Raw genomic sequence first — 13,072 nt, 5'->3', positions numbered from 1 at the left:
GGTCCTCGCCCCTTTTTTAAGAAAATGTCCCTTATACTGAGAAAAATAAGGGCCGATCATCAATCATTTCCAATATTTTCTATGATGGCAGCAATTCCCTGACCAACACCGACACACATCGTTGCAAGACCATAGCGTACATTCCGCTTTTTCATTTCGTGAACAAGTGTTGTTAAAATACGTGCCCCGCTTGCACCGAGTGGATGGCCAAATGCTATCGCCCCGCCGTTGACATTCACTTTATCCTGATCCAATTTCAATTGGCGGATGCACTCTACGGATTGGGAAGCGAATGCTTCATTCAATTCAACCAGCCCGATGTCTTCAATCGATAAACTCGCCCTTCCCAATGCTTTTTTAGTTGCATGAATTGGACCCAGGCCCATAATGGACGGTTCTAAGCCGGCTACCGCACCTACAACATATTTGGCCATAGGTTTTAGTCCAAGGTTTCGTGCTTTTTCTGCACTCATCAATAGTAATGCTGAAGCTCCATCATTTACACCCGAAGCATTCCCCGCCGTTATAGTGCCACCTTTAAAGATCGGTTTGAGTTTTTCCAACTTTTCGATGGTCGTGTCAGGACGAGGGTGTTCATCCTTTTCGAAAATGACCTCATTACCTTTACGATCCGTATATCGAACAGGTACGATTTCATTAATGAAACGTTCTTCTTCCACTGCCTTTTTCGCTCTTTGCTGGCTTTGAAATGCAAATAGATCTTGGTCTTCCCTTGAAACCGAAAACTGCTGGGCAACGTTTTCTGCCGTTTGAGGCATGGAATCCGTGCCATACATTTCTTTAAGTTTCTCATTCGTGAAACGCCATCCGATCGTTGTATCCTGAAGCTCCATTGAACCCCGCGGAAATTCACCTTCAGGTTTGGCCATGACGTACGGCGCCCTTGTCATGCTTTCAGTCCCGCCTGCGATATAAATATCGCCTTCTCCTACAGCAATGGAACGTGCAGCATACATAACGGCATCCAGTCCGGATCCACACAAACGATTTATTGTCGTTCCAGCTACGTTTACTGGAAGACCAGCTAAAAGGGCGGACATCCTTGCCACATCGCGATTATCCTCTCCCGCTTGATTTGCATTCCCGAAGATGACATCTTCAATTTGATCTGGCGGCAGCTCTGGATTGCGATCTGTCAGCGCCTTGATTACAATCGCACCGAGGTCATCCGGACGAACCCATTTCAAAGCACCTTTATATCTTCCTATTGGCGTTCGCACAGCATCGATAATCACAACATCCTTCATTTCCTCACCAGCTCTCCATCTTGTGTATAATCGTACACCCCTTTACCTGACTTGCGGCCGAGCCTGCCAGCTTTAACATACTGTTCAAGGAGGGGGGCCGGACGATACTTCTCACCAAGTTTACTATGTAAATATTTTAAATTATTCAATCGGGCATCCAATCCCACCAAATCCCCTAGCTCAAATGGTCCCATTGGGTAATTCAGCCCTAACTTTATCGCCTTATCGATTTCTTCCGGTGTTCCTAACCCTTCTTGAAGCATGAAGAACGCTTCATTACCTACCAAACAGCTGATCCTGCTGGTTACAAACCCAGGGAATTCATTAATGACCACGGTTTCTTTCCCCATTTTTTCGGCTACTTCTTTTATTATGGCTGCCGTTTCATCGCTAGTTTCAAGACCACGTACAATTTCAACCAGCGGCATTTTTTGTACAGGATTGAAGAAATGCATGGCAATCGTTTTTTCAGGACGTTTTCCGTAAGAACCAATTTCCGTCGGGCTCATTGTGGAAGTATTGGTTGCAAAGTAACAGCCTTCTTTTGCATGATCTTCCATCGTTTCGAAGACTGCCCTCTTAATTTCTGCCTTTTCCGGAACTGCCTCTATGATTAAATCGGCATATGCTGCTGATTCTTCCAAATTGGAAGAATACGAAAATCTGCTTTTTGCTGCTGCCACTTCTTCCTGGGTGATTTTTTGATAGCGCACACCCTTTTCAAAAATGGTATCGATCTCTTTTCTTGCACTTTCCAATGCATCTTGATTCACATCCACCAATACTACGTTGAAGCCTCCTGTTGCTCCTACATAGGCTATTCCCCTGCCCATGACACCAGATCCGACAATCACAAGATTTCTAATCATTCGTTCATTCCTCCTTTAAAAATAAATAGGGCTGGCTACGATGAATCAGATCAGCATTCATCCATATCTGAATTACTTCTCCGACATACCGTTCAGCCAGCCGCCTATTTTATGTTTTTATTAAATTCCAAAGGGATTTAAGGGACGGCTTCCATGATAGGAAATGATGCTTTTCGTTTCTGTATATAGATCAAGTGTCTCAATACAAAGTTCCCGGCCGAATCCTGACTGTTTATAGCCTCCGAAAGGTGTTCCAGGAAATGCGGAGAATGGGCAATTCACCATGACGATTCCCGCTTCAATTTGATTGGCCACTCGAGTCGCACGGCCGCCATCCTTTGTCCAAAGAGCTGAACCCAAACCGAATTCCGTATCATTCGCGAGTCGCACGGCTTCTTTTTCATCTTTGAATTTCATAATGACAACGACCGGTCCGAATATTTCCTCTTTCACTACATTCATTTCATGATTGACATTCGCTATGACTGTCGGCTCATACCAATATCCGTTCTCGAAACTTTCTATAACCGCTGGCTTTCCTCCTGTCAGGATTTCCGCTCCGTCAGCAATGGCAGATTGTACATAATTGTCGATGACATCCAATTGCCCTTGATCTATGACTGCACCGACATGCGTTTCTTTGTCGAGTGGATTGCCCAATTTCAATTTTTTCGTTTTTTCCACGAATCTGGCAACGAACTCATCATATATGTCTTCGTGAACGTATAAACGGGATCTAGCTTCGCAAGATTGCCCAGTATTGTAGAAAATTCCATATAATGATCCATCGATAGCTGCTTCAAGGTCCGCATCTTCGAAGACAATATTAGGGGACTTTCCGCCAAGCTCCAATGTCACCCTTTTTAATGTCTGTGAAGCTTTGCCCATAAGATCCCTGCCGATTGGCGTAGAACCTGTAAAGGCCACCTTATTCACTTTCGGATGCTCGACAAGGTAATTCCCTACGTCCGATCCAGGACCTGGAATGATATTGACAACTCCTGAAGGAACACCAGCTTCTAAACAGATTTCCCCTAATACGATTGCAGTCAGCGGCGTTAACGAAGCTGGCTTAACAATGACTGAACAGCCAACTGCGATCGCAGGTGCAATTTTCCATGCTGCCATCATCATAGGATAATTCCAAGGAATGATTTGAGCACAAACACCTACTGGCTCTTTTTCCGTGTAGTTATGGAATTGACCAGGTACATTATTGACAGTTCCGCGGTGTCCGACTATAGCACCTGCATAAAACTCGAAATCTTCTATCGCCTGCATGACTTGGCCTTGCGCTGCAGAAATGGATTTGCCGCTGTTCAGAACCTCCAATTCAACCAATTCATTAAAGCGTGAACGCATGATTGCTGCAATTTTGTTCAAAACTCGAGACCGTTTATTAATCGGAGTTTTCTTCCATTTCCCATTATCAAATGCCTCACGTGCAGCTTGAACAGCTCTTTCTGCATCTTCCTTAGTCGCCTTTGCAACTTTGGCAATGATTTCACCAGTCGCAGGGTTGTACGCATCAATCGTGGATCCATTAGAGCTTTCCACTCTTTCGCCATTAATAATCAGATGATAATAATCACGCTTCATTTCCGCTTTTTCAAATGCTGCCGCTTGAACTCCAACCATGTAATCCCACTCCCTTTTCTATATTACTTGCCTATGAATTTAGCTTTCCTTTTTTCAGTGAATGCTGCCACACCTTCAGCATAATCCATCGTTAAGCCAGCAATTCGCTGACCCTCCGCTTCTTCTTTTAAGTATTCTTCCAATGAAAGGTGGTAGGATGCCTCTAAGTATCTTTTGATTAAGCCGATCGCTTTCGTTGGTTTGTTTGCGATATTCGCCGCAAAGGCTTTCAATTGCTCGTTCCATTCTTCCACACCGATCACTTTTGTAGCGAGCCCGACATTTTTCGCCTCGCTAGCAGGGACCTTTTCCCCCAATAAGGATATTTCCAAGGCTTTCGCATGCCCAACGATCCGTGAAAGGTAATATAGATTCCCTGAATCAGGAATCAATCCGATATTGACAAAGGCATTTAAAAAACTGGCTTTTTCAGAAACAAGCCGGAAATCGCATGCAAGAGCAAGGCTGAAGCCAGCCCCTGCAGCCACTCCATTGACTGCTGCAATGATCGGTTTTTCACAGCTTGCTATTTGCTGCATCATCGGACCGTAGTGATCGCGCAGCACCTGGCCTAAATTCATGCTTCCATCAACATCCGATAAATCTTGCCCTGAACAAAAGGCCCTGCCTTCCCCTGTAATGATAATGGCCCGCACTTCATCGGACCCCGCAGATATCTTGATCGCCTTCTGTATTTCCTTATTCATTTGGGACGTAAAGGCATTAAGTTTATCAGGACGGTTCAAAGTAAGCCAAGCCACTCCGCTTTCAACCCTATATTTGATCGTTTCGTACATAGAGCACTCCTTATCCGCCTGTAAAATTAGGCTCCCTTTTTTCAACAAATGCTTTCATGCCTTCTTTTTGGTCCTCTGATGCAAAAAGAATATAGAAGTTCTTCCGTTCGAATTGCATTCCCTCATATAAGGGGTAATCAACGGCTTTATTGACGGATTCTTTAATCAGCCTTACAGCTAACGGGGGTTGCTTTGCTATCTTTCTAGCGAAATCGACCGTTTCTTCCATTAGCAATTCAGGGGCAACGATCTTATTTATGAAACCATATTGCAGAGCTGTCTTTGCATTTATCCTTTCAGCCGTCAATATCCATTCGAGTGCCTTCGTCTTCCCCACCAATTTTGTCAACCTTTGTGTTCCTCCTGCACCAGGCATGACTCCCAGTGTCACTTCCGGAAAGGAGAACTGGGTATCGCTGGCGGCAATCAGGAAATCGCAGGATAAGGCAAGTTCAAAACCACCACCGAATACAAAACTTTTCACAGCACCGATCACAGGCTTCTTGACTAGGCTCATTCGGTCCCAATCGGCAAATTGGTTGGTTAACTCCAGACTTATTGGATTGTCGTCCATCATCTCGTCAATATCAGCTCCAGCGGAAAATGCCTTTCCATTGCCCGTTATCAAGATCACCTTCACTTGTGGGTCCCGGTCGAATTCTTCCATGGTTGAAACTATTTCCCTGACCATTTTCCTGTTAATGGCATTCAGCTGCTTCGGCCGATTTAAAAAGATATAACCAATGCCATCCCCGATTGACGTTTCAATGAATTGAAGCGCATTCATTTTATTTCTTCCCCGATCATCATCGTTACGAGTTTCCCGGCAAATCCCATTAGGTCTTTCCCTGATGCTTTTCCTTCCGGGGAACGCATTCCTTGTTGCAGTGCATCGTGGTCTTCATAATACATTTCACATAGAATGTAATACTCAGAGTCTTTGCCCATTGGGGTGCCTACTATTTTAGTGACCTCCATTTTTTGAAGACCTGGAATTTTTTCCGTTATCGGACCATGTACATTGAAATAATGCTCATCGAATTCTTCCTTGTTTTCAGGTTGTTTATATAGGGCGATTAACTTTACCATTTTAGAAAACCTCCATTTTATTAGATCATTTTTATCATCGGTTTCATCGCTTCGAACGGATTTTTACATGCTTTACAATATAAAATGCTGCGGCAGGCCGTTGGACCGAATATATTTTCCATCGTGACATAAGTAGATTCACAATACGGGCAATCCACATGCCATGATCCATCTTTTTTCATTTGTCGAGGAGGAGGGGAGATCCCGAAAACCTTCAATCCAGCTTTCCCCTTTTCCGTGATTCGATCAGATGTCCAGGAAGGGGAACGTAAAAATTCCACGCTTACTTTTTTTACGGCAGTCAGCTGTTTAATGGCTGTTTCCACATTTTTTTGAATGATTGACAATGCCGGGCACCCTAGAAAAGTTGGCAGCATTTTCACCGAAACGTCCCGGCCTGAAACCGTCACGTCTTCAACCATCCCTAAATCCAGAATACTTACTGTATCGATTTCGGGATCTTTAACGTCTTCCAGGAGTTTATATATTTCTTCTGCGGTTAACAGTACGGTCGACATGATACCCCTCCCCTTTTTCTATTGGTTCACCATGAAGCTGATTTATCGGTTGCGTACACTTCACTTAACGTTTCTATCGCCTTTTCCAAATCTTCCGAATGCTGGCCACTACGTCCATCACCTTGGGCCATTCCTATTTCAAGAGTCGTTGCCAAGCCCACACTTTCAAAAATTGGGATGACAGCCTCGATCCATTTCTTCTGTAAGGCAGCTTCGCTTTCTATCAAGCCAAGCTCGACCATTTCTTCTCCATATTGGCCAAGTGAAAATACTCCAGCAAAATCCGGCATCGTTTTCTCAATCGCTGCATTCATTCTCGAAACCGCCTCTTCGTGACCAGAACCCAGCAATTGGACGAACCATGTTTTCCAGTGCATCAAATGATAATAAAGTTCCATCTGTACCTTTTGTGCCACTTCAGCAAGCGGTTCATATGAACTTGATTGAAGGGATTGAATCTTAATCGCTTTGGCTTGGGTATAAAAATAATTCCGAACTACCGCAAACGCCCAATCATAATCCGGGTCTTTCATATAGTATCCAGGACCGTTGACCAATTCGAGAATGATCGCATTACGCCGTTCCTTGGCGGGACGGTCGTGAGCCAGCTTATCTGCGTCCCCTTCACCTAGTTCATCCAGTAATTTATAATATATGGCTGCATGCCCCATCGTGTCTTGAGATATCGAAGCCGATGCAACATCTTCTTCGATATGCGGTGCGAGTCCAAGCCATTCCGAACCTCGGTATGAATGGATGAAATCATCGTCCGCCAGTTGAAGCAACAATTCTTTGATAGCGATGTTCTCCAATGATTCATTCCTCATTCTTCACGCCTCCACCCCAAGACATTATCTCTTTTTCATCGAGCATTCCCTGCTCATACTTCCGCCACTTTTTCTTTAAATACCCATACCCTTTTGTGGTCCTGTAATCTTTATTATCAATACGTTGAAGCGTTTTCTTTTCCTCAATCGTCATTTTCCGTATATTCTGTCTTTTCACTACCCAGATATCATCAACTGCTTCCCGTCTCATGAAATTTTCTTGCGCCATCATGATGGCGATATCCTCATTGGGAGCCAACAGGCTATAATGGTATTGAACGGGTGAAGATTGAGTTTTACGGCTAAATACTTCAAATTCTTCAAAGTAAGTGTTTTGTCTAGTTTCCATATCATCCTTCCCCCTACCTTAGATGACCTTTGGCGCTAACGCCTCACGTACCCATTTATTATTTTCATAAGAAGTTCTTCGAAGACGTAAACGATCCTGCGAAAGGGGCCCTTCATTCCTTGCGAACACCTTCAATTTCCCCCAATCAGGTTGTTTGTAAATCCAGATTTCAGAATTTTTATCAAACCTAAGTGTTTCATCAGGAATGGTAAAGCCGAGTGAAAGGATCCGCTTCACATATTTAGAAAAAAAGGCTTGGCGAAGCTCTTCATTCGTACTGGTTCTGATTCTGTACTTAATCGTTATATCCTGTTTGGATGAGCCCACTTCATTCTTACTGGGAGGTCCAAAAAAGAGTAATAAAGATTCCCACCAATAATTGATGGAGTCTTGAACCAATTTCCTTTGTTCTTCCGTTCCTTCAGCCAAAGCCATGATTATCGCTTCACCATGCTGTGCATGAAAAACTTCTTCCGCGCAAATCCTCAGTAAAGCTCGGGCATAAGGTCCGTATGAAGCCCCAAGCATGTTCGTCTGGGAGATGATGGCTGCCCCATCAACAAGCCAGCCAATCAATCCTGCATCACCCCAAGATTTGGCTTCCATGTGGAAGACATTATGAAACTTTAAATCTCCATTAAATAAATCTTGCATAAGGTCATCCCTTTTTTTGCTGTACGGCTTTAGCAAATCCTCGGCGACTCGAAGCAATAATTGTCCATGTCCCATTTCATCCTGCACCTTAGCCATGATTCCAAGTTTTCTATTTAAGGTCGGGGCTTTAGGAACCCATTCTTTTTCGGGAAGCGCCCCCATGATTTCACTGATGCCATGCATCGATATTAACTTGATTAAAGTGCCCCGGTAATCGTCCGGCATCCAATCATCGGCTTCTATCTTTTCTCCTGCTTCGATTCTGGCAATGAATTGATTTAGCTTTTCTTGTTCAGCCATATCATTTAATTGAACGTTCATTCAAATCACCTCTCTTTTTATTATATAACGTTTATATAACGTTATTATATTTTACAGTTATATTTAATGCAAGACTATTCCGACTTTTTTTGAAATAAAAGGAAATCAATAGGAGATTTCATGATATTTTTAATCACCATGATGCCTCCTTCCCTATTTCAAATTGGTTCTTTCTTCTCTTCTGATTAAACCTATTCTATGAAGGGGCTGCACTTTTTATTTGATCGTCAGAGTTCATAAGGTTTTTCACCGCGAATTTACGATAGGCTCGAGCATTAAAGCTCCATCAACGGCAGAATCGCCAACAAGGAACATCCTTTTCCATGAACGAATCCAGGTCATCCAACGCATCTCCATCCAGTTATCAACTTGTCACTTCATCTTTCCGTTTATCAACGACACGAATGGCTTTTCCTTCTGAACGCGGAATGCTTTTTGGAACGTTGACAACAATATCCATCGTTACAAGACATGCGGATTTCAAATGATGCTGAATCGTTTTCTTTAATATCTCTACATCTCCATGCGTTAAGTCTTCTTCAATCTCCTTATAGAAACCGCTTTCAATTTCAATGTGCAGTTCAACACCGTCCATTTTCCCCTTCTTAACGAGATGAATCTGATAATGAGGCACTATTCCCTCCATTTGGAATAAAACACGCTCAATTTCAGAAGGAAATACATTCACTCCCCTGATTATGATCATATCATCCGTTCTGCCTTTAACGCGGGACATTCTTGTTGTGGTCCGTCCGCATTTACACGGTTCATGGGTAATGGATGCGATATCACCAGTACGATAACGAATGATTGGCAGCGCTTCCTTGGTAAGGCTGGTAAAGACCAGTTCCCCATCTTCGCCGTCCTCAACTGGCTCAAGTGTGTCAGGGTTAATGACCTCAACAAGGAAATGGTCTTCTGCGATATGCAGTCCTTCCTGCGCTTCCTGGCATTCTATCGCAACTCCTGGACCCATGATTTCACTTAGTCCGTAAATATCGATTGCTTTCAAATTCAGTTTTCTCTCAAGTGTAGCTCTCATTTCCTCAGACCACGGCTCAGCTCCGAAAATCCCATACTCTAGCCCATTATCAGCAGGGTCAATCCCCATTTCTTCCATCTTTTCAGCGATATTCAAAATATAAGTAGGGGTTCCGCAAATACCGCGAGGTTTAAAATCATTGATGATCGTAATCTGGCGATCGGTATTTCCACATGAAATGGGTACGGTGGCAACTCCTAGCTTTTCTGCTCCGTAATGGAGACCCAATCCGCCTGTAAACAGGCCATATCCATATGCATTATGGAAAATATCCGACTTCCGGCCTCCTGCAGCTACAATTCCACGTGCGACGATCGTTGCCCAGTTTTCCAAATCGTTTTTCGTATACCCGACAATGGTAGGCTTTCCACTTGTTCCGGATGAACCATGAATGCGTGTAACATCCTCCATTGGAACGGCGAATAAACCGAATGGATACTGATCACGAAGAGTCTGTTTTTTTGTAAAAGGAAGCTTTGACACATCGTTCAGATTTTGAATATCTCCTGGATCAAGGCCCATCTCTTCAAATTTCCTTCTGTAATAAGGTACATTTTCATATACACGGCTTATCGTTTTTTTGAGGCGTGCCATCTGTAAACTTTCCATTTCAGCACGCGTAGCCGTTTCAACTTCCGGATTGTACATCGTTTCAGTCCCCCCTTAATTTTGCTCGTGTCCCATTTGATTCTCCATATATAACGGTAATAAAACGGATATTATATAATTGTTATGCTTGATTTTAAGATTAATACGTCATTTCTACGTTGTCAATAATGTTTTTTGGAATTAAGCAAAATGGCCGAATAGACAAAAAAAACAATTTACTAAATTTTCAGACTATGTTAATTTTAACAATGATATATCATTTTATCAAACACTCGTTTTAAAAACGTATTAAAATATTAGGAAAACAATTTTCCTGAAGTACTGTTCATAAATATGTAGAGCAGATAAAGGGGTGATTCCCGATTTGGAATCACCCCTTATAATGGATAATCAAAGCGTTCTTCCTAGTTATTGACCGCAATACTGGAATCTATCACTTTTAACCACTCCCCACGCTCCCTTTCACATATGACATTATTTTTATAAACTATTTTCCCTCTATTAAAGGTAGCGGTGATTCGGCAAGGAAAGGAATGGCCCATATAAAGGCTTTGCTTATGTTTCGCGAAAAAATTCGTTTCCGAAGCTTCATGCGGAACATCAAGGGAAACGATGGCAAGATCTGCATCCATTCCATCCTTAATTTGTCCTTTTCTGGAAGAGAGACCAAATCTATTTGCCGGGGCTGAAGCTGTCCACTCAGCGACTTTGTGAAGTGGGATATCGTGCAATACAGCCAATTCTATCATCGACATCAGTGAAAATTGCCCCCCGCTTATTCCACCCCACGCTTCGAAAATATTATGTACGCCAGGGTCTTTCAACTCATAAGGACATGGTGAGTGGTCGGAAGAAATCATATCGAATTTCCCTTCCATTAAACAGGCTATCAATCTTTCTTGTTCTTCTCTTTCCCTTAGTGGGGGAGCACATTTTGCAACCGCACCTTTTTCTATTAAATCACCCTGATTGAATAATAAATAATGTGGACACGTTTCAACCGTTACATCCAGTCCCTTTTGTTTGGCCGATTCAATTTTTTCAATGGCCAAGCCACTACTAATATGGACAAAGTGCAGGGGACAGCCTGTTAACTCGGAATATGCGATGGCACGTTCCACAGCCTCCGCTTCTGCTTGCACAGGTCTTGTGGCTGCATAATCATTCGCACTGAATAGTCCATCCTTCTCTTTTTCTTGCTTCAGCCATTGAGTGATCGAATCACTTTCCGCATGAAGGGCCAAGACCTTGCCCAATTCTGCAATTTTCTTCATACCATGTAAAAGGGTGAAATCATCCGCACGCTCAAACTCATCATTTCCCGTCTCTGAGAGAAAAGCTTTAAAGCCGATGACTCCGGATTTTGATAGCTCCTCTAATTCATCAATATTTCCCGGGACCAGCCCTCCCCATAATCCAAAGTCTATAACTGATTTTCCTTCACCGATCTTGCCCTTTTCAAGGAGAGCCTTTCGATCGATGGTTGAAGGGATTCCATTCAATGGCATATCGAAATATGTGGTGCAGCCTCCCGCTGCCATCATTTGCGATCCTGTTTCAAAGCCTTCCCAATGAGCGCGGCCAGGTTCGCTAAAATGTACATGGACATCAATCATACCCGGAAAGATATGTTGGCCATCGGCATCATACTCTTCATCCGCTTTACCACTCAGACGATCCCCAATCTTAACAATCACCCCATCTCGGATTGCAAGATCAGCTTTCTTCACTTCATCTGGAAAAACTACATACCCGTTGCGGATAATAAGATCATATATTGACATACGGACCACTCCTCCAAAATATTTTTATAGAATCAAAGAGATCCCCTGGATGCAGGCACTTTCTCCGTTTTTCCCACATACACATCGAGTGCAGCCTGCAAAGCCTCTCCCCGATTCACTTGAAACCCCTGGCGCAAAAGGACAGCTTCCAAGGAGGCCAATACAAAGAGGATGTTTTCTTTCCTACAACTGAATCCCATTGTGCCGATTCTCCATATTTTTCCGTGAAGCGGACCAAACGAGGAGGCAATCTCGATACCGAATTCATTCAACAGCATTGCTCGAACGGCTTCCCCGTCGATTCCTTGTGGAATTTCGATGCAAGTTACACACGGAAGTTTGTTTTTCCCATCCCCGAATAACGTTAGTCCCATCGCCTTAACCCCTTCAACGAGAGCAGCTTCGTGGAGTTCATGACGGGCAAATCGGGCTTCCAGACCTTCCTCAATTACCAGGCGCAACCCTTCACGTAACGCATAAAGCATTGAAGTCGCTTCTGTGTGGTGATTCAAACGGCGCGGTCCCCAATAATCCTGCAGCATGCTTAAATCGAAATAATTACTGGTGATGGGACGGCGGATTGAAATCTTTTGGTTGTCTTCATCTGTCGCAATACCACGTTCCACCTTTTTGCGGGACTGGATGATTTCTTCTATTCGCTCATTATACGTAATCGGCGCCATACCCGAAGGAACGGACAAGCATTTTTGCGTCCCTCCTATCAATCCATCAATGCACCATTCATCCACCTTTACATCCGTTCCCCCGATGGACGCAACCGCATCCACCACAAGCAGGACACCCATTTCACGGCAGGCCAACCCGATTTCCTTCAATGGCTGCATACATCCCGTGGAAGTTTCCCCATGGACGATTGCCGTTATTTTAGGTGAGACTTTCTTGATTTCCGCAATGACTGCTTGCGGGTCGAACACCTCTCCCCAAGGACATTCGATCGTATGAACATCAGCTCCGTATCGCTCACAAATTTCCACCAATAAATGACCGAATCTTCCGAAGATGGGAACCAGAACTTTATCTCCCGGCTCAATGATGCTGCATAGAATCGCTTCATTTCCTGATCTTGAAGTGCCATCTATCGGGAACGCCCATTTATTTTTCGTTTGAAAAACCAAACGCAACATTTCCATCACTTCATTCATGATATTAGTGAATGCAGGATCGAATTGACCTAATATCGGTGTGCTCATCGCTCTTAAAACACGCGGGTCCACTTCGACTGGACCTGGCGTCATGATCGTTCTCATCGGTGCATTCAATTCTGAATATGACATTTTACCCAACTC

At 43.6% G+C, this 13,072-nt stretch carries 13 protein-coding genes; all 13 read right to left on the bottom strand.

Going from position 1 to position 13,072, the window contains the following annotated elements:
• Positions 1–59 precede the first annotated feature (59 nt).
• Positions 60–1,268 carry an acetyl-CoA C-acyltransferase gene (locus ABIE66_RS05370; protein ID WP_370014099.1) on the bottom strand — a complete coding sequence of 403 codons (1,209 nt, stop codon included), beginning with the start codon at positions 1,266–1,268 and terminating at the stop codon, positions 60–62.
• Positions 1,265–2,137, bottom strand: coding sequence for a 3-hydroxyacyl-CoA dehydrogenase (locus tag ABIE66_RS05365; protein ID WP_370014098.1), 873 nt, complete (start codon positions 2,135–2,137; stop codon positions 1,265–1,267). Before ABIE66_RS05365 ends, ABIE66_RS05370 begins: the two co-directional genes overlap by 4 nt.
• 120 nt (positions 2,138–2,257) lie before the next feature.
• Positions 2,258–3,775, bottom strand: a complete 1,518-nt coding sequence (locus ABIE66_RS05360) for an aldehyde dehydrogenase family protein (protein WP_370014097.1) — start codon at positions 3,773–3,775, stop codon at positions 2,258–2,260.
• A gap of 23 nt (positions 3,776–3,798) precedes the next feature.
• Positions 3,799–4,572 carry an enoyl-CoA hydratase-related protein gene (locus tag ABIE66_RS05355; RefSeq protein ID WP_289323959.1) on the bottom strand — a complete coding sequence of 258 codons (774 nt, stop codon included), beginning with the start codon at positions 4,570–4,572 and terminating at the stop codon, positions 3,799–3,801.
• 10 nt (positions 4,573–4,582) lie between these two features.
• Complete coding sequence (locus ABIE66_RS05350) at positions 4,583–5,359, bottom strand: enoyl-CoA hydratase/isomerase family protein (RefSeq protein ID WP_289323958.1); 777 nt, start codon at positions 5,357–5,359, stop codon at positions 4,583–4,585.
• Positions 5,356–5,661 (bottom strand): EthD family reductase, encoded by a 306-nt coding sequence (locus ABIE66_RS05345; RefSeq protein WP_034314904.1) that lies wholly within the window; start codon positions 5,659–5,661, stop codon positions 5,356–5,358. The genes ABIE66_RS05350 and ABIE66_RS05345 overlap by 4 nt, the downstream gene beginning before the upstream one ends.
• Before the next feature lie 20 nt (positions 5,662–5,681).
• A complete protein-coding gene (gene paaD, locus ABIE66_RS05340) occupies positions 5,682–6,179 on the bottom strand; it encodes a 1,2-phenylacetyl-CoA epoxidase subunit PaaD (protein WP_370014096.1) in 498 nt (165 codons plus the stop codon).
• A 26-nt stretch (positions 6,180–6,205) separates the two neighbouring features.
• Complete coding sequence (gene paaC, locus ABIE66_RS05335; protein ID WP_370014095.1) at positions 6,206–7,006, bottom strand: 1,2-phenylacetyl-CoA epoxidase subunit PaaC; 801 nt, start codon at positions 7,004–7,006, stop codon at positions 6,206–6,208.
• Positions 6,996–7,355 (bottom strand): 1,2-phenylacetyl-CoA epoxidase subunit PaaB, encoded by a 360-nt coding sequence (gene paaB, locus ABIE66_RS05330; protein WP_289323955.1) that lies wholly within the window; start codon positions 7,353–7,355, stop codon positions 6,996–6,998. The genes paaC and paaB overlap by 11 nt, the downstream gene beginning before the upstream one ends.
• 18 nt (positions 7,356–7,373) lie before the next feature.
• Positions 7,374–8,330, bottom strand: a complete 957-nt coding sequence (paaA, locus tag ABIE66_RS05325; RefSeq protein ID WP_289323954.1) for a 1,2-phenylacetyl-CoA epoxidase subunit PaaA — start codon at positions 8,328–8,330, stop codon at positions 7,374–7,376.
• A gap of 364 nt (positions 8,331–8,694) precedes the next feature.
• Positions 8,695–10,020, bottom strand: coding sequence for a phenylacetate--CoA ligase family protein (locus tag ABIE66_RS05320; RefSeq protein WP_370014094.1), 1,326 nt, complete (start codon positions 10,018–10,020; stop codon positions 8,695–8,697).
• A gap of 365 nt (positions 10,021–10,385) precedes the next feature.
• Positions 10,386–11,765 carry an allantoinase gene (locus tag ABIE66_RS05315; RefSeq protein ID WP_370014093.1) on the bottom strand — a complete coding sequence of 460 codons (1,380 nt, stop codon included), beginning with the start codon at positions 11,763–11,765 and terminating at the stop codon, positions 10,386–10,388.
• 32 nt (positions 11,766–11,797) lie between these two features.
• Positions 11,798–13,060: a pyridoxal-phosphate-dependent aminotransferase family protein gene (locus ABIE66_RS05310; protein WP_370014092.1), complete on the bottom strand. Its 1,263-nt coding sequence runs from the start codon at positions 13,058–13,060 to the stop codon at positions 11,798–11,800.
• Positions 13,061–13,072: the final 12 nt, after the last annotated feature.

Origin of the sequence: Peribacillus sp. B2I2 (assembly GCF_041261685.1) — a bacterium.
Lineage (GTDB): Bacteria > Bacillota > Bacilli > Bacillales > DSM-1321 > Peribacillus.
This window is presented reverse-complemented; position numbering and strand designations above follow the sequence as displayed.